Source organism: Pseudoalteromonas sp. SR43-5, assembly GCF_014163835.1.
GTDB lineage: Bacteria > Pseudomonadota > Gammaproteobacteria > Enterobacterales > Alteromonadaceae > Pseudoalteromonas > Pseudoalteromonas distincta.
This window is the reverse complement of record NZ_JACJEA010000044.1, coordinates 1-22,599: the sequence shown is the minus strand read 5'-3', so window position 1 is coordinate 22,599 and position 22,599 is coordinate 1. Positions and strand designations below refer to the sequence as shown.

The following is a 22,599-nucleotide window of genomic DNA, read 5'->3' as shown; positions in this document are numbered from 1 at the left end:
CTTGAGAAATATAATGTTGTTATTGTATTTATAAAATCAACTCAGCAAATTTTAACTGAGTATAAAAATAATTTAATAGTTAGGATGTATATGTATACGGGTTCGTGTTTGTGTGGTGAAGTAAACGTTGAAGTGTCGGGCAGTATAACCAGCATTATTCATTGTCATTGTTCACTGTGCAGAAAAAACAGCGGGACTGCATTTGCAACCAATGGCTTTGTAAATACAAGTGACTTTACAATAACAAAAGGTCAAGAACGACTCAGTGAATATAGTTTTAAAGCAGGGCGCACACGTTATTTTTGTAGATGTTGTGGCTCGCCTGTTTACAGTAGCAACAGTGATGACAAAAGCAGAATACGAATTCGTTTAGGAATATTTGATAGCGATATTACTGAGCAGGTTTTATCGCATAATTTTGTTACGTCTAAAGCTAACTGGGAGAAGTTAGAAACAAGCTTACCGTGCTATGAAAAACATGAACCTGGGCGGTAAAGCGTTTCATTCAATGTGGTAAATGCTATTAATACTTTTATAAAGGTCTGGCGCAAAGTTTATAAACACCGGTGAGTTTTGTATTTCATCAACGTTTATATGCATTAATGTTTGCTGGCTTAGTATGATCACTATATTTTTGTATTCGTTAAACTCTATTATCGCTAAGCACTTAAAATGTTGCCTTAAAAGTACTAAAAGCATTTGCAGCTCTTGGCCAGTTTGTGGGTTTAAATTAATGATTACTTGCGTATTTTGCTCACTGCAGCGATTTATATTTTGCCAAAAGCTATCGCTGGTTAAAAAAGGCTGATGATATTCACCACTAAAAATATCGATAGTGATTACGTTAAAGTGATCAGGGCATTGGGTAATATATTGTTCGGCGCATTGTAAATAGCTGCTGTGCTTAATTGGTAACTTAAAGTGCTGTGCAGCAATTAAGGCAATGTTTGGGTTTATTTCTACCGTGTTAAATGTATTGATGGTGTTTATGTAAGGCGTACTACTTTGCAAGTGATACATAATTCGCTCAAACCCTGCAGTGCCTAAACCTAAATTTAATATATTTAGTGTATCTACCGGTTTAAGTAAAAATAACATCATACATTGGTTTACAGGTACTATTACTTGCTCTGGGTGCGTAAGGTTCATAACGCCTTGAATTGTTATGTCTTCATTGGTTTTTTGTGCAAGCGTTAACCACCGATATTCTTTATTTTGATACACGCATACGGGGCCGTACGCGCTTTGCTGCGACTCAATAAGGTTACTTTTAATTGTATCTTCTTTTAGCTGACGCATAACTTAAACTATTAATGTATACACAATTACAGTGTGCCACGAAAATCGCATTTTTTTATAGATTATTGTGTAACAAGGTTTGTAATTTAACCTCTAAATATAATATTGTATTAGCAATTAATTACTTAGACGTTATTCAAGGATTGGAAATGGGATTGATTCTAGGGCCTGCTGTTTTAGCGTGGTTTGCGGTATTTATCTATTCTTTACGATTAGGGTATGTGCTTATTTGTAAAAATATGAGCGTATTAACCACAGTGTCTACTTTTGCAATTAGTATTGTTGGTATGTTGGCTTTTATGACGTATGGATATAGGCAGTTTGTAAACAATACCTCAGTTTGGGCATTTGAGATCCCAAGTTACTTTTTATTTAGCAAAATAGCTTTTATAGGTGTGTTGAGTGGTTTTTTACTTAACTACTATATTAAGCCTGAAAATAGTTCGGAGTTTTTGAGCTGTTTAGCATTTGTATTAATATTTATGTTTTCTGCTGGTGTGCTTGCAAGCTTAGGAGGACATGAGGCCTTTTTGAAAGAATTTGATATTAAAACCACTCATTAAAAGTATGCATAATAAATTTTGGCCCAGTACCTATAAAAGGTAGTGGGCTTTTTACTATCCTAATAACCTCTTGTAAATGCGCTTTAGCGTGATCCTTTCTGCATCTACCTCAAATGTATTGCCATAAAATCTTAGTTAAGTAATGGTTACACTATAATAATTAGGAGCTAATAGATGCTTAAAACACCTTTGAAAATCACAACAACGTTACTTAAATTTACTGCAATTGCAGGCGCCTGCACACTTGCATTATCAGCACATGGGAAAACACAACTTCAATACACAGAACAGCAAAAATTACATGATATAGCAGCTCAAGTATCAGCCGAACGTATTGGTAGTGACATTCAAACGCTGGTGGATTTCGGTACTCGCCATACGCTTTCAGAAACTAAATCGGATACTCGAGGCATTGGTGCGGCTAGGCGCTGGATAAAAAATGAATTTGAAAAAATATCCGCGCAGTGTGGCGGTTGTTTGGAAATCATTGAAGTAAAGGACACTATATCGGGCGAAAAACGCATTCCTAATCCTGTTGAAGTGGTTAACATTGTGGCTATTCAACGAGGGTCAAGCGAACCTAATCGCATGGTGATTATGTCGGGTGATATAGATTCTCGTGTAAGTGATGTTATGGACTTTACGAGTGATTCACCTGGGGCAAATGATAACGCATCAGGTGTAGCGGGAGTAATTGAAGCTGCTCGTGTTTTAAGTAAATACAAATTTAATGGTTCGGTAGTTTACGCGGCGCTTTCGGGCGAAGAGCAGGGTTTGTTTGGTGGAAAAATATTAACGGCTTATGCGCAAAAGCATGACTGGCAAGTTCATGGCGTTTTAAACAACGATATGATTGGCAATATTACCGGTATTAATGGGGTAACTGATAATACAACTGCGCGTATATTTTCAGAAGGTACCCGTGTTGTAGAAACAAAAGAGCAAGCTAATACTCGCCGCTTTACGGGTGGTGAAGTTGATTCGGCGAGTCGAAATTTAGCGCGCTACATAGATACTATTGCTGACAGATACATTCCTAACCTAGATACAATGCTTGTATATCGATTAGATAGATTTGGCCGTGGTGGGCATCATCGTCCATTTAATGATGCAGGTTTTGCAGCAGTGCGTATTATGGAAACTAACGAGCACTACGATCGTCAGCATCAAGATTTACGCACTGAAAATGGCGTTGAGTATGGCGATACTATTGAAGGCGTTGATTTTGGTTATACAGCTAAGTTAACTTCACTTAATGCGGTAACGATGGCATCTATGGCGTGGGCGCCCGCACCACCAAAAGAAGTTAAAATAAAGGGAGCTGTTACAGCTGATACGTCGTTTTCATGGCAACAAAGCAGTGATGAAAATATTGCTGGCTATAAAATTTATTGGCGTTACACGAGCGAGCCGCAATGGCAGTTTAGCAAATACGTTGGTAAGGTTTCACAGTACACACTTAAAAACGTAGTGATTGATAATTATTACTTTGGTGTAGCCTCTGTCAGTAAAGACGGTGTTGAGTCGCCAGTAGTATTTCCGGGTGATGTGGGTTCGTTTGATCACAATATAAAATAATAGTTTGGCTAAAAACACAGCAAACAGAGCGCTTTAAGGTGCAAATGACCGTTTTATACTTGCACCTTATTTACTAAGTCCTTAGAGTGTTAAAAAGAAGTAAAAGGTTAATAAAAATGCAGCAACAAGAAAAAAAGCCGTTAACAGCAAAAGAACAAGTTATAACTGATGAGCAAAGAATGCAGTGGCAACGCGAATGTTTTCAAACAGCGCAAAAGCATTTAGCCGAAAAGGGCATTATGCCAAAATCAGTAGTTGATAAAGACAGTCGATTTTTAGCACCACTTTGTGCAATGTGGAAATTTAAAGCACAGAACGGTAAAACATATTGGGTAGTAACAGGGCGGTTACCTACAGATCATGCTGAAGTAAGTGCAGCTACAGATGCTCGTGATGCAATGCGTTACTTTTCTTTGCAGTGGCAATTAAAAGCGGATCAGATTATGAGTACAGGCGCGCGTGATAAAACACAGGTAGACTTTGCTAACTTACTTATCAATAGAGCCCATGGCTTGTACGAAATGTATGATAATGAGCCGCTGTGGGCAAATGAGGCAAAGTAACGACGGTTTGGGTTAAGTAAAAAAGTAGAGGGTGATAGCTTATTTATCGCCCTTCTCTTTATCTAATGGACAAGTGTGAAGGGAGTAGTATTAAACGCCGAAACAGGGCATTGCATACGTTGCCTAGGAATTCCCGCCTCCATAAATACATTCCCTTGCTGAATAAAGCCATTGCGCTTAAAACGCTCTACTTCATTTAAAATACAATTAATGCTTACTTCTTCAATACCTTGGTTTGACGCTAATTCTACAATAAAGTTGAGAAGCGATTTATATACTTTGCGATTACGGTGCTCAGGTAATACAGCTATTCTGCCGATTAAGCCATCTTTACATAATCTACCTGTTGCTATTGGGCAGTTTGCATCGTCTGTAACAAGTACATGTAATGCAATTTTATCTAGGCTATCAAATTCGATATGCTTGGGGATATGTAACTCGTAAACAAAAACTCGCTCTCGAATTTTTTGTAGCATATCTTTTTTTATATCCCATTCAACCTTATCAACCAGATAGCCCATTGCAAACTCCTATTGATACCAAATTAGAATGAGTAAGCAATCACAGCAAAATTATTTAAGCCAATATCAGATGAAAATTAAAAATTTTAACTGACCTGTATACATAATATCTTACGCTGTAAAATGCTCATCATTATTAATATAATTGGTATTATTACTCGTGGTCTATATTAAACCAGATCCCCTCATTAACAAGTGTAGTAAAAGTTTGAGTAAAAACTAAACTTGGCTTTGTTAAATTTAATGCTGAACTTTCAAACTCAGTATGATCGGTAAGTAGTTTAACCGCCGCTAAGTCGGTTAACGGCATAGCGTAATTTTCGCCATTTACACTTAGTAAAACTTCTGTATCGAGTTGCTGATAAATAGCGCGTGTGCCACCTAAGCGTTCAAACACTGCTTCTTCATTACTTAAATCATCGCTTATTTGCTCTGACGTAAATGGAGGCTCTACTGGCGCTAAATCCATTTCATGTTTGGGCTGACTAAGCGTTGAGCCTAGCCATTGTTTAAATAAATCGTCATTTTCTAAAAGTGCCGCCATCAATGTTTTAACTTTATCAACTTCAAGGTTTGTAAGTTCACCCTTTGATTTTCTTAATGTGATGTTGTGATCGGTATAACGTTTTTGTCCGCTTTCGGTATCAATAATATGATCGGCAAAGCTCGACAATAAATCTTGTTGGTTTGGCGCCCTAAAACCAACTGAATAATTTAGTGCATTTTCTACAGCGTAACCTTCGTGAGGGCACCCTGGTGGAATATATAAAATATCGCCAGGCTCTAATAAGCAATCGATTACGGCTTCAAATGCTTCTACTTGCAGTAATTTTTTGTTTTGAGCAAACTGCTTAAGTGTTGGATCGGGCAGACCTACGCGCCAATGACGTTTACCTTCGCCTTGAATAATAAATACGTCATATTGGTCTAAATGTGGGCCAACACCACCATTAGGCGTTGAATAGCTAATCATTAAATCATCTATGCGCCAGTTTGGAATAAACCTAAATGGCTCTAGTAGTTGTGCAGCTTCAGGATGCCAATGATCAACAGCTTGCACTAATAAGGTGGCATTTTCGTCTGTTAACTTTTCAAAGTCTTCAAATGGACCTTGGTGCGTTTGCCAATCATTTTTATGATTGGTGATAATACGTGACTCTATGCTTTCTTCCATTGCGAGACCGGCAAGTTCATTAGCATCAAGTGGGTCTTGAAAATCAGCAAAACCTTGTTTGATTAAAAGCGGCTTTTTTTGCCAAAAATGGCTTAAAAACTCTTGCTCAGACAAATTATTTATTTTTAAATGATACATACATTATGCCTACTAGTTAGTGCAATGGGGTTAAAACAAAAAAAGCGAAAGGATGATCCTTTCGCTTTTTAAAAGAGCAATTTAGTTTTTAAACTAAATCATCAATAAACTCAACAGCACGACCAATGTAATTAGCAGGTGTTAGTTTTTTCATTTCTACTTTAGCGTGCTCTGGAAGGTCAAGACCATCGATAAAGTCAGCCATTATTTCTTGATTTACACGTTTGCCGCGTGTTAAATCTTTAAGTTTTTCGTATGGCTTTTCAATACCATATTTACGCATAACTGTTTGAATCGGCTCGGCTAGCAATTCCCAGTTTTGATCAAGCTCGTCAGCTAAACCTTGCTCGTTTACTTCAAGCTTGCTTACACCTTTAAGTGTTGATTGGTATGCAATGATCGCATAACCCATACCTACACCTAAGTTACGTAATACCGTTGAATCGGTAAGGTCACGCTGCCAGCGAGAAACTGGTAATTTTTGTGCAAGATGAGCAAAAATAGCGTTTGCTAAACCTAAGTTACCTTCTGAGTTTTCAAAATCAATTGGGTTAACTTTATGCGGCATTGTAGATGAGCCAATTTCGCCCGCAATTGTTTTTTGCTTAAAGTGATTAAGTGCGATGTAACCCCACATGTCACGGTCAAAATCGAGCAAAATAGTATTAAAACGTGCAATTGCGTCAAACAACTCTGCAATATAGTCATGCGGTTCAATTTGTGTAGTAAATGGGTTAAGTGTTAAACCTAAGCTTGATACAAATTTATCTGCGTGAGTATGCCAGTCGTAATCTGGGTATGCACTAAGGTGAGCGTTGTAGTTACCAACAGCACCGTTAACTTTACCTAGCATTTCTACTTGAGCAATTTGGTCTCGTTGACGCTTTAAACGCATGTATACGTTAGCAAACTCTTTACCCATCGTTGATGGTGTAGCTGGTTGCCCGTGCGTACGAGTCATCATTGGGATTGCTTTGTACTCAATCGCTTTTTCTTTAATTGCGCTTAAAAGCTCATCGCAATAAGGAAGCAAAACCTTGTTACGTGCTTCGCTAAGCATTAAACCATGAGATAGATTGTTAATATCTTCTGAAGTACAAGCGAAGTGAATAAATTCATTGATTGCATGAAGCTCACTGTTATCGGCTACTTTTTCTTTTAATAAGTATTCAACCGCTTTAACATCGTGGTTTGTAGTGCGTTCAATATCTTTAACGCGCTGTGCATCAGCTTCGCTGAAGTTATCTACAATGGCGTTTAGAAGTGCATTAGCTTCTTCGCTAAATGCAGGTACTTCTTTTATATCGCTTGCTGCAGCTAACGCTTGCAACCAACGCACTTCAACAATTACGCGGTATTTAATTAAGCCAAATTCGCTGAAAATACTGCGTAGTTCAGTGGTTTTGCTGCCGTAGCGACCATCCACTGGAGAGATAGCCGTTAACGCTGAAAGCTCCATAATAACTCCTAAATTTTAGTTTGAACGATAGTTAAATTTTTGTTTTAGCAATGGCGAGTATTTTTCTTTTTGCAAAGAAAAAGTGACGGCGTTTACCGCCCATTTGTCGCCATAATACTGCACTTCTAATGCCGGCTAATAATAACGCACGGATTTTATTTTGAGTGAGCTGCTGTTTTAATAACTCGGGTTTACCATAAACCTGTATTCGGTGCCCAAGGGGGCTCAGCACCGACGAGTATATATCTGCTAAACCGGCAACAACGCTCTCGTCGGTAATAGCAAAATGATCTAAACGACGATGAATATCATCAATTCGTTTGCCTAATTCGTTTAAGCTTTTGTCGTTTGCACTTAGTGCTCGCTCAAGCTGCATCAAACCACCTACGTATTTTACTATTTCAACATCTTTTTGAGCGCCAGCAGTTAGCTGCGCCATTAATGTTCTATAGCCATCACGTAAGTTGTCAGTACCTTGGTAAACATCTTCTGGCGATGCCGGTGATGTTTGAATAATGCTTGAAAGTAATACTTCTAAGTCGTGCTCATTATTACTGCCGTACTGGGCAATTTTTTGAACTTGCTTAGCAACCTGGCACATGGCGGCAAGCGCCATGACTTGGTGTTCATTCATTACTTAATCACCGAGTCAATAATACCACCACCTAAACACACATCTTCTGCATAAAATACAGCAGATTGACCAGGCGTAACTGCTTTTTGTGGTTCATCAAATAATACACGAGCCATGCCGTCTTCACCTACAAGTAGGGTACAGCTTAAGTCTTCTTGGCGGTAACGTGTTTTAACTGTGCAGCGAGTGGTACCTTTAGGGCCAACGCGGTCTACCCAATGTAATTGGTTTGCATTAAGACCATTACTGTATAGGCGAGGGTGATCTTTGCCTTGGCCAACAACAAGTACGTTACGTTTTAAATCTTTATCAACTACGTACCATGGTTCGCCAGAACCTTCCTTCATACCACCAATTAACAAGCCTTTGCGTTGTCCAAGTGTGTGGTACATTAAGCCTTCGTGCTCGCCTACGTTATTACCGTCAGTGTCTTCGATAACGCCAGGTTGCGCTGGTAAGAACTTTTGTAAAAAGTCTTTAAATTTACGCTCACCGATAAAGCAAATTCCGGTGCTGTCTTTTTTATCGTGAGTGATTAGGTCTTGTTCTTCTGCTATGCGGCGCACTTCTGGTTTTTCGATATCGCCTACAGGGAATAACGTTTGGCCAATATGTTCATGGCTTAGGGTATATAAGAAGTAGCTTTGATCTTTATTGTTATCAAGTCCGCGACACATTACGTATTTGTCATCGCGAAGTTCACGGCGAACGTAGTGTCCGGTTGCAATAAAGTCAGCACCGAGTGCTTGAGCCGCAAATTCTAAAAAGGCTTTAAATTTAATTTCTTTATTACACATTATATCTGGGTTTGGCGTACGACCCGCTTTGTACTCTGCTAAAAAGTACTCAAATACATTATCCCAGTATTCAGCAGCAAAGTTTACTGTGTGAAGCTCAATGCCTAATTTGTCGCACACGGCTTGTGCATCTTTTAAGTCATCAGCGGCGGCACAGTATTCATCATTGTCGTCTTCTTCCCAGTTCTTCATAAACAGGCCTTCTACTTGGTAGCCCTGTTGTTGTAATAAATATGCAGATACAGAAGAATCAACACCGCCGGACATGCCAACAATGACTTTAATGTGACTATTTTCGCTCATGAATAATTTCGCTTATACAGATTGCTGTTAACTTGGAAAGGCCGCGATTATAGCATGTATTTTGTTTGTGCTTAAAGAGCGTAGGGCGGCAAAGGACATAATTTGTCACTATTTTATTTGTATAACAAATAGCAAACTAGACTTAAACGCATTATCAGGCTGTAACTTTAGTAATATTAAAGTGATCTTTACTAATAAATTAAGACTATAGAATAATTCATGTAGTTATTGAGTTTTATTAATAGTATTTTCTTTTAAAACTACTAGAGTAAATATACACTTAATAAAAATAAAATAGTGGTGAGTATATGAATGTAAACCACTTTAAAGCCGCTTGAAATATAGTCAATGGAATGAATATATGAATTATGCCTATCAAATAAACAAGATAAATTCTTTAGTTGAGCATTACACACGAAAACCTGATTTTGTGGATAGCGAATTACTTTCTAGCAAAACGACAGAGTTTAAAAAATCAGCCTATCATCTTTTTTATGAGTTAATAAAACTCAAAAACCCTCATATTTACCAAGAGCCAAACCATGTACATGAGTTATTTAGCTTAATAAAAGGTTCAACAGTTAAAAAAAACGTTGAGTTAAAGGTGCTTGATCATGTAGAGCACTGGTGGCTTGAATGGTATTTCGCTTTAGAAATGGACGAAAAGCTTAGTATAGAAAAAAATGATATGCCAATGAGTTACTTACCTCAAAGTACACTCAACCCTATGCGCAAACATGAGATAAGTCACTACGCTAGGTTATTTACCGTTTTGCCAATGCCAGTATGTAATGTATGTGCCAAGACGGGTGATATTTTGAAAGTTAATCAACGTTTTGTAGATGTTTTTGGTTATACAGTAGAAGATGTGCCAAATCTTAAATCATGGTGGGAAAAAGCGTATCCAGATCCCCAATATAGAGCACTTGCAAAAGAGCTGTGGCAAGACTCACTTGAAAAGGCACTAAGTAACAATAACGACATACCCGCAAATAACTATCGAGTTTCTTGTCGTGATGGCTCACAAGTGATGATGGAAATTTCAGGGATTGATATAGGTGAAGAGTTTTTAGCTGTTTTTAATGATGCAACAGAGCGCTTAGAAGCAGAAGATATACTCAGGGATATGGCCTTTTTGGATGCATTAACCAAAATTGCGAATAGGCGTCGGTTTGATGAAAAGCTAACGCATGAGTTTGAACGAGCAAAAGAATGCGAAGGCATGCTATCGATGATTATTATTGATATTGACCATTTTAAGCAATTTAATGACCGGTATGGGCATGTAGCGGGCGATACGTGCTTATATGACGTGGCTCAAAAAATTGCTTCAACGGTTAGTCGCCCAGAAGATTTTGTGGCTCGCTATGGTGGAGAAGAATTTGTTGTTTTACTTCCACAAACGGATAGGCAAGGAGCGTTGTTTATAGCTGAGCAAATACAAAAAGCTGTAGAAAGCTTAGCTATTGCTCACCAGGATAGCTTTACCGGATTTTTATCTATAAGTATGGGTATTAATACCATCAGCAACTATACAAATAGTAATGAAGTCAGCTTTGTTAAAGCCGCTGATAACGCCCTGTATTATGCTAAAAAACAAGGGCGTAATTGTATAGCGCTAAGCTCTGAGTAAATCAATTGTAAATGGTTTCTAAGCTTAACGCTGGTCGATTCAGGCTGTCGTTAATACACTTGAGCACTAAAGGGCTCCTAAGCGGTAATGATTTTATTTGCTCTAATGTATGCCAATTAGCACTGATAATGTCAGAATCTATTGGTGTTGGTGCTTTTATATTATTAGGCGCTTCAAATAAAAAGCAGAATCGCAAATAGTGCACTCCATTTTCGGCATGCAAATTATACACACCTAAAAAGCCGACTGGCTCAAGCGCTAAGCCTGTTTCTTCTAGTAGCTCTCTGCTTGCAGCTTGTGCAAGTGTCTCATTTTGCTCTAAATGACCCGCAGGTTGATTGTAACAAATTTGCTTTGTAAATTTATCGCGCTCTTTTACAAGTAAAAACTCATTTTGCTTTTTTACTATTGCTGCAACCGTGACATGCGGTTTATGCATCAACTACGCCTTTAATTACTTTGTATTCACCACAATTAATATCATCCAACGTATAGTTGCCAATGCTATAGCGGATGAGGCGAAGTGTAGGGTGTCCAATATGCGCGGTCATTCGACGAACTTGTCTGTTTCTACCTTCATTAATGGTAATACTTAGCCAAGTGGTAGGGATTGCTTTTCGCTCGCGTACAGGGGGATTACGCGCCCAAATTGTTGGCTCATCAATTATTTTAACGTTAGCGGGGAGTGTAAGCCCGTCTTTAAGTTCTACGCCATTACATAAATCATTAATTGATTCACTCGTTGGTTCACCCTCAACTTGTGCCCAGTAGGTTTTATTCGTTTTTTTATCAGGAGCAGTTAAGGTGTTTTGTAGTTTCCCACAGTTTGTTAAAAGCAATAAACCCTCACTGTCTCTGTCTAACCTTCCTGCTGCGTAAACTTCTTTAATAGGTATAAACTCTGCAAGCGTTTTTCTGTCTGCGTCATCCGTAAATTGACATAGCACATCAAACGGCTTGTTGAATAACACAATTTTTCTGTCTTTAGATGCTATTTGCGGCTTTACTTCTCTTTTACCAGATGGCGTTTTGTTAAGTGCACTGCGTGAATAAGTACGCCCAGTACTTCTTTTTGGCTTGGCTTGTGTTGCTTGATTATTGCCTGATTTGGCTCTCATTATATGCACCTAGCTGGTTTTGGTAATCCGGCAATTTTTGTTGCTTGCTTGGCTGGGCCTTTAGGAAATAATTTATATAAATAAAGGCTATTTCCTTTATCTTCACCGAGTGCTTTAGCCATTGCTTTTACAAGCATTCTAATTGCCGGGCTGGTGTTATATTCAATGTAAAAACCACGAACAAAGTTAATAACTTCCCAGTGCTGCTCACTAAGTGTGATGTTTTCTTGAGTAGCAATTACAGTTGCCAGCTCCTTTGACCATAAAGTATGGTCGAGCAAGTAGCCTTGTTTGTCGGTTTCAATCTGTTGGTTGTTAAATTCAAGCATGAGTTACCACGTAATGGATTGGTTAGTTGATAAAGTGAGTGCCACAAAGTCTTCATAGCTAATTGCTTTATCGTTATCTGCTAATTTTATTGCACGTACTTGCGCGTCTTGTTCAAGTATTAGCAGTGTATCTGCAAATTGCCTAAATTGTTTTTTTGCAAAGCAGGCATCACCAACAAGTAGTACCTTATCGCCTGATAAAATTAAATTCTCAAGCTGATTTGCCGAGTAATAGTTAAGCGGCTTTGAAAAAATATGTAACGTACTCATAGGTTCACCACATGTTGCTGCGCTTTAATTAGTGTTTGTTGTTGACTAAAGTTAAGAGCTTTTGCCTCTATGAGTAAATCATGTTTATTTAAACCATAATCAAGCAATGATTTTTCACACACGAAAATGTTTTCAACATCATAAATTTCGAGTGTTTTAATATTTTTAAAAAGGTCTTTTAAGCCAATATTGTTTGGTTGCTGATGCTTTTTTAAAGCTAAAACGGCGGGGCCGCTAAACAACCAACTTACATTTTGGTCAACAGCAGCAAAAATCAATGTCATATCTAGTGCATCACGAATATTTAAATCGTCAAATGGGCTGCACTGACTCATTACTAATACGTTTATCATTTAAATTGCACCCATTTATCTGCGTCGCTTGCAAGCATTGCAAATTCAGCTAACCCTGCGACTTTAAATACACCTGTGTTTTTAATATCTAACCCGCGCTTTTGCGCGGCGGTAACACACAGCATTAAATTTAGTTTTTGATCAGCGAGTTGCTGCCAAAGTGCTGAAATTTGAAGTTCGTCTGAGGATAAATCAAAGTGGGTAGATGCATGATAAATACCTTGCTGGTATAAAAAAATAGCATCAATGGTGTGCCCTTGGGCTAAACATGCATTCGCAAATTTAACTATGCGTTGCGTGGTATCGTGATCGGATGGTGGTGTATGTAATGAAAGAACAAAGCGTGCCAAAACAATTCCAATAAAAAAGCCCCAATAAAGGGGCTATTTTAACAGAACTATTTAATTAGTCATCACTTGCGCCAAGTAGAGCAAGCAAAGAAGTAAATAAGTTATATACGCTTAGGTATAAAGACACTGTTGCGCGAATGTAGTTAGTTTCACCACCGTTTATGATTCGGCTTGTATCAAATAAAATCAAACCAGACATAATCAGTACAACTGCTGCATTAAGCACCATAAACATCAATGAACTGCCAATAAAAATATTAACGATGCTTGCTACAATCACAACGATTAAGCCAACAGTTAAAAAGCCACCCATGAATGAGAAGTCTTTTTTAGTATTTAGTGCATAAGCAGATAAACCAAAAAAGATAAGCGCTGTAGAACCTAAGGCTTGCATAATAAGCATTGGGCCATTAGGTAATGCGGCATAATGGTTAAGCAATGGACCTAAGCCTGCACCCATTAAACCTGTGAAAGCAAACACCCAAAATACACCAGATGCTGTATCTGCTTTTTTATTTACAACAAATAATAAACCGAACGAAACGAGTGTAAACACAATTCCCATAAAGTAAGGTAATTGTAGTGCCATTGAAATACCGGCTGTAACTGCACTAAATGCAAGTGTCATAGCTAGTAAAAAGTAGGTGTTTTTAAGTACCTTGTTTGTTTCAATGGTAGACATTACCGGTTTCGCGGTATTGTACGATTGATTAAACGCCATTGTAGAGCTCCTTTAAGTGAAACGTGTGTGTTTCGATAATTTAACTAAAATTAGATTACCAACTCTTATATGTTTGGGCAAACCTTTGTAGATCAATAGAGTTAAATATTTAAATAAAAGTATATTAATGGCTAAATTAAAAACATTTTGTTTTAACTTTAAACAAATCAATTGTTTTTTAGGCACTTAAACAATTAATTTAAAAAAAAGCTTCACAAAAGGGATGGGTTTCCCTATTATGCAGGCCGTGCGGAGAGATGGCAGAGTGGTCGAATGCACCGGTCTTGAAAACCGGCATGGGTTTATAGCCCATCTAGGGTTCAAATCCCTATCTCTCCACCACTTATTTAATAAGTGTGTGGTAATTAAAATATCATTCATTTAAATAGTTATTAGTACACTCTTACTTTTAACTTAGCAGTATCGGAGAGATGGCAGAGTGGTCGAATGCACCGGTCTTGAAAACCGGCATGGGTTTATAGCCCATCTAGGGTTCAAATCCCTATCTCTCCACCATATAACAGAATAGCCCGCTAACTTAGCGGGTTTTTTTGTGTTTGGAACAATATCAGTACACTTATACCAACCCGCAATAATACTTAATCATTTTGCGTGGCTAAACGTGTCGCTCCCTGCGTTAAAAAATTCTCATTTTGAACAACTAAATAGCGAATTTATTGGCTAGCTGTAAACACGTTTATCCGCCCTCTAAATAGATCACTTAATTAAGCGAATTGGTATTACATCTCTTATCTCTTATTAGTAAAACCTTAAAAGCAGATAGAATTGCTCACACATCATCTTCTGATGTTAAAAAACGTTGATGTTCTCTTCCTATTTTTGTTTTTAATAAAACGACCATCACAAAAAACTTTAAATGAGTTGGAATGCACATATTAATGTGTGTTATTTTTAAATATTGGTGGATTAAAGGTATGCAAAATAGGATGTTGTGGCTCAAAGATGATCTAGATTCGAGAAAGTTAGTTGTATATCGTGCCGTCATGTTTTCGTTTATAACGCTTTTTGTACTTTTTGTATTTCAACCTTTTGGCACTTCAAGCGATACCGAGTCTTACAAGTTTCTGCGACTTTTTGGCTATGGGTTAGTAACCTTTTGTGCTTTGCTATTGTCAGGTTTCATAGAAATAGTGTTACTTAAGTTTAAGCTAAGTAAATTAAACCGTTTAATTATTATTCCTATCACATATATTTTAATTACTGCGATATTCAATCATGGGTATTTTGTGGTTGCTGTACTTGGATCTTGGCATTGGCAGAATCAATTACTTTTTGTAGGGTATATTTTTTGTATTGGTGTATTTCCTCTTATTTTTTTACTTGTGGTAAATAGGCATGTAATAGATTTAACTAAGCCAAGTACAGTTAGCGTTGCTCAAGAGCAGTTGAGAGAAGTTGAGTTAAAGACAATTACTCTCAAAGGCGATAACAAAAACGACGAAATTAATACGGCTCCTCACCATATTTTATTTATTAAATCTTCAGACAACTATTGTGAAATAACAATACAAGAAGGAGCTTCAACTTCACGTAAACTATTACGTGTATCTCTTAGCGGTTTATTAAAGCAGCTTCCAGAAAAAACAATTATATTACGATGCCACCGTTCTTATGCGGTCAACCTGCAAAACATTCAACACTACAGTGGTAATGCTGGAGGGTTGCAATTATCGCTACATACAATTGATATTAAAATTCCTGTGTCTCGTTCTTATGTAAAAGTAATAAAAGATGCTTTGTCATTAATCCCAAAAACATGTTAATCCCCCCCTAAAACATGGGCTTTATACCTCGTCTTGTAATTGAGACCTAATAGGTCGCTTTGTATTTTTACTATTGCCAAGATTAAGTTGAAATTTACAACTTAACGAGAAAAGTAGATATGAAATACGCTATCAAGGCATTTGTAATAATTTCTATATTTGTATTTTGCCACTATGTAATGAGGCAGTTTTGGGGAGAAGGTTGGTCTAGCTGGTTGTCTGAACTTGATAATCTAACTGGCATTTTATTTACCCCCGCTAAATATACTTTTTTATATGGACCGTTAGTTATTGCGGCTATTATTTTGTTTAAACAAAGTGAGCCTTTTGAAACTATAGGGCTCAATTCCTCTGGTTTTATTAACTATGCACTTGCAGCAATTATTTGTTGTACTCCTATGGCAATAGGTTATGGATTTTTGAGTGATGAACTTAACCTATCAATACCAGCAATAATAACTGGCTCAGTTTATGCGGGTTTTTTTGAAGAGCTAATTTTTAGGGCTGCATTGTTTGGTGTTTTATTTAAATATTGTAGATGGGGCTTTGTGCCTGCGGCATTAATTAGTTCAGTAATATTTGGTCTGGGCCATATTTATCAAGGCAATGATGCGATTTCTGCTTTGATGGCGGTTGCAATCACTACTGTAGCAGGTACATGGTTTGCGTGGCTATATTGTGAATGTGGTTATCGTATTTGGTTTCCTATGTGGATGCATATTTTTATGAATGCAGCTTACGGAATATTTGGTATGTCGGGTGGCGCAGTAGGTGATCTACAAGGTAACTTATTTAAAGCAACAGCCATTGTGTTAAGTATTGTGTATGTTGAGATGCTAATTCGACGAGGAAAGCAGCGCGAAGTTACATTATCAAAATTATTTCAATGCACTAAAAATGGCCTTTACACGCAACAAGCTAGCTTAAACTGAGTGGGAAACGACCATGCTAGAATTATTTATTGTAATAATTATATTTAGCTCACCCTTTTTGATTCTTATTATTACTAAACGTTATTTCTCCTATAAAACTACAATAATGGCAGCGCACGCAAAATTTAAAGGACTAAATAATAACAAGATAACAAAATTAGAGGAACAAACAGCGATGTTGAGCAAAAGGGTAGCAGTGCTTGAGGAAATAGTAACATCTCGCCACTTTGAGTTATCAAATAAAATAGCTAAGTTATAAGCATTTTGATAAGTGTAACCCAAACTTATGAGCCTATTAATAAAGTAATAGGCTCAAACTGCAATAAGGTTTATTTTTAATCATAAATTACGACCATAGTCTCTGTTTCTAACCTTTAGATCTTGGTGCATGCTTTATACATAGAATTTAGATTTGTGTATTAAGGATTTTAAATGAAACATCAGCTAGCAAAAAGCGTAGGGCTTTCGTTATTATCGCCTGTTATTGTAGGCAGTTTACTTGGTGTTTATTACTCACTTACGCTTGAAGGCGAGTTTGTATCAATATTTCTTACCTTATTAATGACTGCTATATCAAATGCACACATAGTAGGTTTAACAATGGCTGCTTTTGTTGTGCCTGGCTATTTACTCATGTTTAAGTATTCTAAAGTTAATTATTCAGGGGTCTTAACTCTTGGATTACTAGGCGGAGCGATATTTAGTTACTTATTAAGTGCCACAACTGGCGAGATATTTTTGATCAATAGTGTAATGTCAGCATTCGCTGCAGGGCTGTTTTTGTTTGGTCTTCGTAAAACGGCAAAAAAATAATCGCAGCATTATTAACCAAGCGCACTGATAAACGGTGTGATTTCCTTTTTTTTACCTCCAAAAGGTTCCAATTTTTCACGACAAAGAGTACCTTTAGCTACTGTATGTTTAATAAGAAGTAGTTTGGTATGCAAAAGCACGATTTTTACCAGTCATTAGTTAAGCAAACTGAATCGCTGATAGCTGGTGAATCCAATGTAATTGCCAATATGGCAAACATAAGCGCGCTGTTATTTACCTCTTTAGAGGATGTAAATTGGGCGGGCTTTTACTTTATGGATTCTCCTACTGAATTAGTACTTGGTCCGTTTCAAGGTAACCCTGCATGCATTCGTATTCCAGTAGGAAAGGGTGTATGCGGAACTGCTGCGGCAACCGTAGAAACACAATTAATTGAAGATGTTCACGCTTTTGACGGCCACATAGCCTGTGATGCAGCGTCTAATTCTGAAGTAGTTGTACCTATCATGAAACATGGTAAAGTATTTGCTGTACTAGACATTGATAGTCCGAGTATTGGTCGATTTGATGCTGACGATAAAGCCGGTCTAGAAGCATTAGTAAAATGCTTAGAGGCGAGCTTGTAATGAAAGATTTGCTAAATGTTCAAGACTACCTATTTGCTGTACAAGATGTTGGCGATTGGGAAGGCGAAGAAGAACATGTAGCGGAAACGCTCAATGATTTGATTCATATTGCATGGGATCGTCTTCCAGATGATTCAGAATGTGAATTTATTGATGAAACAATAAATGGTATTTGGGAACACCTTCGAGGTGATATGGCTGTTATAGAAGCCGATTTCGAAGAGTTGGTCGACTGGGTAACACACTACGTCGATTCGTCCCTTGATGAAAAGATGTGAAAAATAGGTTCTAAAATGGAAACCACAAACAAGCTAAAAGATATTAATGAAGTGTTGGAATTTTTATATCAAGAATTCCCACAATGTTTTAAACAAAAAGATGGCATCAAGCCGCTTAAAGTAGGTATTTTTAAAGATATTGCTGAGCGTATTGAAGGGTCTGAAAAAGTAAGTAAGACTCAAGTTCGTCAAGCGCTTAGAAAATACACGTCTAACTGGCGTTATTTAGAAGCTGTGACCAAGTCAGAGTTTCGTATTGATCTTGATGGTAATCAAGGTGAAAAAGTTGAGCAAGAGCATATCGACCATGCACAAAAAGCATTGGAAGAAAGCCGCGCTAAAATGGCTAAACGCAAAAAACAACAGCGTCCTCGCCAAGATTCTGATTCTAAATCTTTCAAGAAAAAACCAGCTCATGCTAGCAAACCAGGCGATAAAAACGCTCCTGCAGCTAACAAACCTGCTAAAGCAGCGCCGGCTAAGCGTTCAGGAAAAATTGAACCTTTGCCAGCAACTGAGGTCAAGGTTAATAATAAGGTTAAGGTTAAACTTGGCCAAGCACTTGTAAATGCAGTAATAACTGAAGTGAACAAAGACGATGTTCATGTTGAGTTAGTAACAGGTATGCAAGTTAAAACCAAAGCTGACAGCTTATACATTGTTTAAGTTGTAAATAAATTAAGGAGTTGTGTATGAGTAAAAAGTTTACGCTCATTCCGTTAGTTGCTGCCCTGTTTTCAGGTTCATTATTTGCTGCTGTAGAAGCCGTTACTATTGACGATTTACCCCAGCTCAAGCAAGAGAGTCAACATGGTACTGCTAGCAAACGAGTGGCTAGCTTATTTGCTCGTTCACACTATACACCGGTTCAATTTAACGATGAGCTTTCTAGTAAAGTGTACGATCGTTATATCGAATCCCTTGATTTTAATAAAAGCGTTTTCTTAGCCAGCGATATAGCCTCATTTGAGCAATATCGTGATGACTTTGATAACGCTATTACTACCGGTAAATTAGACTTTACGTTTGATATTTTTAACTTAAGTCTTAAACGCCGTTTTGAACGTTACGAGTATTCACTTACTCTGCTTGAAAAAGAGATGACGTTTGATAAAGAAGATGAATACTTTTTTGACCGTGAAGATTCAGCATGGCCTGCGTCACAAGTTGAGCTTGATGAAATTTGGCGTGAGCGTGTAAAGTACGACGCACTGCGTTTAAAAATGACGGGTAAAGATTGGGAAGGCATTAAAGAGGTGCTGACCAAACGCTACAAAAATGCAGAAAAACGTTTAGTACAATCAAATTCAGAAGATGCTTTTCAAATTGTTATGAATTCGCTAGCACGCAGTATTGAGGCGCATACGTCTTATTTATCGCCACGTCGTGCAGAGCAATTCAAAATGGATATGGACTTAGAGCTTGAGGGCATTGGTGCCGTATTAAGCCCTGATGAAGATTACACCGTTATTCGCAGCTTAGTGCCGGGAGGCCCTGCAGATAAAACAGATCAAATTAAAGCTGATGATCGCATTATTGGTGTTGCTCAAGATGGTGAAGAGTTTGTAGATGTAATTGGCTGGCGTTTAGATGATGTAGTTGATTTAATTAAAGGTCCTAAAGGGACTAAAGTACGTCTACAGTATTTAAAAGGTGTTGATGCTCACGGCGCTCCGAAAGTTGTAGAAATCACTCGCGATAAAATCAGACTTGAAGATAGAGCGGCTAAATCAGAAGTATTTGAAGCAAAATATTCTGATTTAACAAGTAAAATTGGGGTGATTGAAATTCCTGGCTTTTACAATAATCTTTCGAAAGATGTAAAAGTAGAACTTGCTAAGCTTAAAGAAGAAAAGGTTGATGGTATTATTATCGACTTGCGCCAAAATGGTGGTGGTTCATTATATGAAGCAACACAATTGTCAGGTTTATTTTTTGACCAGGGCCCAGTTGTTCAAATTCATACCTTAAATAACCGTATAGAAGAGCAAAAAGATCGTGATGGTATAACTTACTATGACGGCCCTTTAACTGTGTTAGTTGATCGTTACAGTGCATCTGCTTCTGAAATATTCGCAGCAGCAATGCAAGATTACGGTCGCGCTGTAATTATTGGTGAGCAAACATTTGGTAAGGGTACTGTACAGCAGCACAAAGGCTTAGGCCGTGCTTATGACCTATACGATAATGCGTTAGGTAGTGTACAGTATACTATTGCTAAGTTTTATCGTATTAACGGTGGTAGCACGCAACATAAAGGTGTTATCCCTGATATTTCGTTTCCATCAGCAATTGATCCTGCACAGTGGGGCGAAAGTAAGCAAGATAATGCACTTCCTTGGGACAGCATTGTTAAAGCGAAATATAAAAAACTAGGTAATTTAACACCTATTATTACGTACCTTGAAAAACAACACGAAGTACGAATTAAATCAGAGCCAGAATTTGGTTATGTATTTAATGACATTACCTTATACAACGAAGAGAAAGACCGTAAAACTATCTCTTTAGTTGAAGCAGACCGTATTAAAGAAAAAGATGAAGGTGAAGCACGTGCACTTGTACGTACTAACGAACGTCTTAAGCGTTTAGGTAAAGATCCGGTAGAAAACTTAGACGATATACCAGAAGTAATTGAAGAGCTTGACCCATTTTTGGAAGAGGCTGCATTAATTACTCAAGATTATATTAATTATGGTCGTATAGCTAAAAAGTAATAACTGGTTTTACCTCTGTAAAAAAGGCGCATTGGCGCCTTTTTTACTACCTAAAATTTACTAAATTGTTATAATCTTCGATTACATAAAGTTGAGCTGGATTAATGACGCTCAATTAATGCGCTTTACGTGCTAAAAATAATAATTAAACACACAGCAAGTGTGTGTAGGAGTCTCTATTTTGAAGCCATTGGAAGATAAACCAATCAAACCTGCCTCGTTTTTTGATGCATTAATTCCTATCTCTGTATTAATCTGTTTACTTGGCGCGGCTGTATACTTATTCGGTGACAACTCTTCATCCGGTCCTAATCAAATAGCACTTTTATTTGCCACTTTTGCAGCGGCTTTAATTGGTCTTAAAAACGGTTACACATGGAAAAAATTAGAACAAGCTATGATAGAAGGCATAACGCTTTCACTTGGTGCTATTTTAATTTTACTTATGGTAGGTGCATTAATTGGTACTTGGCTACTTTCTGGGACTGTACCAACTCTAATTTATTATGGCTTACAAGTTATAAATCCAAGTTGGTTTTATGCAGCGAGTTGTTTAATTTGTGGCATTGTAGCAATGAGTATTGGTAGTTCTTGGACCACGGCTGCTACGATAGGTGTTGCTTTATTGGGTGTTGCTACGGGTCTTGGACTTGAGCAAACAGTAACCGCAGGTGCAGTTATATCTGGCGCGTACTTTGGTGATAAGCTAAGCCCGCTGTCAGAAACAACCAATCTAGCACCAGCAGTTGTTGGCGCTGATTTGTTTGAGCATATTCAACATATGCTGTGGACGACAGTACCGAGTTTTGTAATTGCACTAATTATATTTATATTCATGGGCTTTAATGCAACAGCTTCAAGCGAAGCAGGGCGCATTGATGAAATAACGGCTATTTTACAGCAAAACTTTAATATTGGTTTTGAAATGCTGATCCCGTTAATCGTACTTTTAGTTTTAGCTATTAAAAAAATGCCAGCATTTCCTGCTATCTCAATTGGTGCTGTTGTGGGCGCTGTTTGGGCTATGTTGTTTCAGTCTGATCTAATTGCTAGCCAAATTGATGTTTCTCAAGGACAGCTAGTTGGCTACTTCAAACTTGTTTGGACTACTTTCTTTGATGGTTTTAGCATAAGTACCGGCGATGATAAGATGGATTCCTTACTCAGCGGTGGCGGTATGGCTGGTATGCTTACAACTACATGGCTGATTATGACTGCACTGATGTTTGGTGCCATTATGGAAAAAACAGGTCTTTTGGATATTTTCGTAAAAAGTATACTTAAAATAGCTAAAAGCACGGGGTCGTTAATTGCGGCGACAATAGCTACGTGTATAGGAACTAACGTAATAGCGGCCGATCAATATATAGCGATTGTTGTACCGGGACGTATGTTTAAAGATGAATACGAAAAACGTGGTTTGAAGCCTGTTAACTTATCTCGTACATTGGAAGATGGCGGTACAATTACTAGCCCACTAATTCCATGGAATACGTGTGGCGCATACATGCAAAGCGTTTTACTTATAAACCCTTTTGATTATGCACTCTACGCTTTCTTTAACTTAATTAACCCTGTTTTAGCGGTTGTTTATGCCTACTTAGGCATTAAAATTTTACGTATTAAGCCAAAACAATCTGCCTAATTTTAAGCAGCTCCTTTTAACTTAAAAGGAGCTGCTTTGG

At 37.7% G+C, this 22,599-nt stretch carries 27 protein-coding genes and 2 tRNA genes; 16 read left to right on the top strand and 13 right to left on the bottom strand.

Annotated elements, in window-relative coordinates:
- Positions 1-90 precede the first annotated feature (90 nt).
- Positions 91-495 carry a GFA family protein gene (locus tag H5090_RS19050; RefSeq protein ID WP_182696479.1) on the top strand — a complete coding sequence of 135 codons (405 nt, stop codon included), beginning with the start codon at positions 91-93 and terminating at the stop codon, positions 493-495.
- A 6-nt stretch (positions 496-501) separates the two neighbouring features.
- Here H5090_RS19050 and H5090_RS19045 read toward each other — a convergent pair whose 3' ends face one another.
- The gene (locus H5090_RS19045) at positions 502-1,299 is read right to left on the bottom strand and encodes a hypothetical protein (protein ID WP_182696478.1); all 798 of its coding nucleotides are present in this window, start codon (positions 1,297-1,299) and stop codon (positions 502-504) included.
- A gap of 149 nt (positions 1,300-1,448) precedes the next feature.
- On the opposite strand from H5090_RS19045, the gene H5090_RS19040 reads away from it, so the two are divergent.
- The 3 genes from H5090_RS19040 to H5090_RS19030 all read left to right on the top strand — a co-directional run bounded on the left by H5090_RS19040 (position 1,449) and on the right by H5090_RS19030 (position 4,003).
- On the top strand, positions 1,449-1,862 hold the full coding sequence (locus H5090_RS19040) for a hypothetical protein (RefSeq protein ID WP_182696477.1): 414 nt from the start codon (positions 1,449-1,451) through the stop codon (positions 1,860-1,862).
- Positions 1,863-2,036: 174 nt separating this feature from the next.
- Positions 2,037-3,440, top strand: a complete 1,404-nt coding sequence (locus H5090_RS19035) for a M28 family peptidase (protein WP_182696476.1) — start codon at positions 2,037-2,039, stop codon at positions 3,438-3,440.
- A gap of 116 nt (positions 3,441-3,556) precedes the next feature.
- Entirely contained in the window at positions 3,557-4,003 is a 447-nt protein-coding gene (locus H5090_RS19030) for a DUF4826 family protein (RefSeq protein ID WP_024594685.1), read from the top strand.
- A gap of 62 nt (positions 4,004-4,065) precedes the next feature.
- On the opposite strand, the gene H5090_RS19025 is transcribed toward H5090_RS19030, so the two are convergent.
- The 5 genes from H5090_RS19025 to mnmA form a co-directional block, all read right to left on the bottom strand.
- A complete protein-coding gene (locus H5090_RS19025; protein WP_024594684.1) occupies positions 4,066-4,524 on the bottom strand; it encodes a GNAT family N-acetyltransferase in 459 nt (152 codons plus the stop codon).
- 154 nt (positions 4,525-4,678) lie between these two features.
- Positions 4,679-5,836 carry a cupin domain-containing protein gene (locus H5090_RS19020; RefSeq protein WP_154903030.1) on the bottom strand — a complete coding sequence of 386 codons (1,158 nt, stop codon included), beginning with the start codon at positions 5,834-5,836 and terminating at the stop codon, positions 4,679-4,681.
- 88 nt (positions 5,837-5,924) lie between these two features.
- Positions 5,925-7,295, bottom strand: a complete 1,371-nt coding sequence (gene purB / locus H5090_RS19015; RefSeq protein ID WP_182696475.1) for an adenylosuccinate lyase — start codon at positions 7,293-7,295, stop codon at positions 5,925-5,927.
- Positions 7,296-7,326: 31 nt separating this feature from the next.
- Entirely contained in the window at positions 7,327-7,929 is a 603-nt protein-coding gene (hflD, locus tag H5090_RS19010; RefSeq protein ID WP_182696474.1) for a high frequency lysogenization protein HflD, read from the bottom strand.
- Entirely contained in the window at positions 7,929-9,029 is a 1,101-nt protein-coding gene (mnmA, locus tag H5090_RS19005; protein ID WP_182696473.1) for a tRNA 2-thiouridine(34) synthase MnmA, read from the bottom strand. Before mnmA ends, hflD begins: the two co-directional genes overlap by 1 nt.
- Positions 9,030-9,390: 361 nt before the next feature.
- On the opposite strand from mnmA, the gene H5090_RS19000 reads away from it, so the two are divergent.
- Positions 9,391-10,662, top strand: a complete 1,272-nt coding sequence (locus H5090_RS19000; RefSeq protein ID WP_182692963.1) for a sensor domain-containing diguanylate cyclase — start codon at positions 9,391-9,393, stop codon at positions 10,660-10,662.
- Between the two features lies 1 nt (position 10,663).
- Here H5090_RS19000 and H5090_RS18995 read toward each other — a convergent pair whose 3' ends face one another.
- From H5090_RS18995 to H5090_RS18965, 7 genes are read right to left on the bottom strand one after another with little or no spacing between them, the layout of a single operon-like run.
- Positions 10,664-11,101, bottom strand: coding sequence for an NUDIX hydrolase (locus tag H5090_RS18995; protein WP_154903032.1), 438 nt, complete (start codon positions 11,099-11,101; stop codon positions 10,664-10,666).
- Complete coding sequence (locus H5090_RS18990; protein ID WP_154903033.1) at positions 11,094-11,780, bottom strand: pseudouridine synthase; 687 nt, start codon at positions 11,778-11,780, stop codon at positions 11,094-11,096. The genes H5090_RS18995 and H5090_RS18990 overlap by 8 nt, the downstream gene beginning before the upstream one ends.
- Complete coding sequence (locus H5090_RS18985; RefSeq protein WP_182692962.1) at positions 11,780-12,109, bottom strand: TusE/DsrC/DsvC family sulfur relay protein; 330 nt, start codon at positions 12,107-12,109, stop codon at positions 11,780-11,782. Before H5090_RS18985 ends, H5090_RS18990 begins: the two co-directional genes overlap by 1 nt.
- A 3-nt stretch (positions 12,110-12,112) precedes the next feature.
- Positions 12,113-12,379 carry a DsrH/TusB family sulfur metabolism protein gene (locus tag H5090_RS18980; RefSeq protein ID WP_008133664.1) on the bottom strand — a complete coding sequence of 89 codons (267 nt, stop codon included), beginning with the start codon at positions 12,377-12,379 and terminating at the stop codon, positions 12,113-12,115.
- Positions 12,376-12,732: a sulfurtransferase complex subunit TusC gene (gene tusC, locus H5090_RS18975; protein ID WP_182696472.1), complete on the bottom strand. Its 357-nt coding sequence runs from the start codon at positions 12,730-12,732 to the stop codon at positions 12,376-12,378. Before tusC ends, H5090_RS18980 begins: the two co-directional genes overlap by 4 nt.
- The gene (gene tusD / locus H5090_RS18970; RefSeq protein WP_024596911.1) at positions 12,729-13,082 is read right to left on the bottom strand and encodes a sulfurtransferase complex subunit TusD; all 354 of its coding nucleotides are present in this window, start codon (positions 13,080-13,082) and stop codon (positions 12,729-12,731) included. Before tusD ends, tusC begins: the two co-directional genes overlap by 4 nt.
- Before the next feature lie 55 nt (positions 13,083-13,137).
- Positions 13,138-13,803 carry a Bax inhibitor-1/YccA family protein gene (locus tag H5090_RS18965; RefSeq protein WP_008133668.1) on the bottom strand — a complete coding sequence of 222 codons (666 nt, stop codon included), beginning with the start codon at positions 13,801-13,803 and terminating at the stop codon, positions 13,138-13,140.
- Positions 13,804-14,054: 251 nt separating this feature from the next.
- Between H5090_RS18965 and H5090_RS18960 the strand changes: the two genes are divergently transcribed.
- The 11 genes from H5090_RS18960 to nhaC all read left to right on the top strand — a co-directional run bounded on the left by H5090_RS18960 (position 14,055) and on the right by nhaC (position 22,559).
- A tRNA-Ser gene (locus H5090_RS18960) sits at positions 14,055-14,145 on the top strand.
- 83 nt (positions 14,146-14,228) lie between these two features.
- Positions 14,229-14,319 (top strand) — tRNA-Ser (locus H5090_RS18955).
- 371 nt (positions 14,320-14,690) lie between these two features.
- Positions 14,691-15,587 carry a LytTR family DNA-binding domain-containing protein gene (locus tag H5090_RS18950; protein WP_259395140.1) on the top strand — a complete coding sequence of 299 codons (897 nt, stop codon included), beginning with the start codon at positions 14,691-14,693 and terminating at the stop codon, positions 15,585-15,587.
- A gap of 119 nt (positions 15,588-15,706) precedes the next feature.
- The gene (locus H5090_RS18945; RefSeq protein WP_182696471.1) at positions 15,707-16,519 is read left to right on the top strand and encodes a CPBP family intramembrane glutamic endopeptidase; all 813 of its coding nucleotides are present in this window, start codon (positions 15,707-15,709) and stop codon (positions 16,517-16,519) included.
- A 13-nt stretch (positions 16,520-16,532) separates the two neighbouring features.
- Positions 16,533-16,778 (top strand): hypothetical protein, encoded by a 246-nt coding sequence (locus H5090_RS18940; RefSeq protein ID WP_165723493.1) that lies wholly within the window; start codon positions 16,533-16,535, stop codon positions 16,776-16,778.
- 173 nt (positions 16,779-16,951) lie between these two features.
- Entirely contained in the window at positions 16,952-17,332 is a 381-nt protein-coding gene (locus tag H5090_RS18935) for a hypothetical protein (RefSeq protein ID WP_002961912.1), read from the top strand.
- A gap of 128 nt (positions 17,333-17,460) precedes the next feature.
- A complete protein-coding gene (locus H5090_RS18930; RefSeq protein ID WP_002961911.1) occupies positions 17,461-17,919 on the top strand; it encodes a GAF domain-containing protein in 459 nt (152 codons plus the stop codon).
- Entirely contained in the window at positions 17,919-18,197 is a 279-nt protein-coding gene (locus tag H5090_RS18925) for a hypothetical protein (RefSeq protein WP_002961910.1), read from the top strand. The genes H5090_RS18930 and H5090_RS18925 overlap by 1 nt, the downstream gene beginning before the upstream one ends.
- A 15-nt stretch (positions 18,198-18,212) precedes the next feature.
- A complete protein-coding gene (proQ, locus tag H5090_RS18920) occupies positions 18,213-18,863 on the top strand; it encodes an RNA chaperone ProQ (protein WP_002961909.1) in 651 nt (216 codons plus the stop codon).
- Positions 18,864-18,889: 26 nt separating this feature from the next.
- A complete protein-coding gene (gene prc, locus H5090_RS18915) occupies positions 18,890-20,914 on the top strand; it encodes a carboxy terminal-processing peptidase (protein ID WP_182696470.1) in 2,025 nt (674 codons plus the stop codon).
- A 181-nt stretch (positions 20,915-21,095) separates the two neighbouring features.
- A complete protein-coding gene (nhaC, locus tag H5090_RS18910; protein ID WP_002961908.1) occupies positions 21,096-22,559 on the top strand; it encodes a Na+/H+ antiporter NhaC in 1,464 nt (487 codons plus the stop codon).
- Positions 22,560-22,599: the final 40 nt, after the last annotated feature.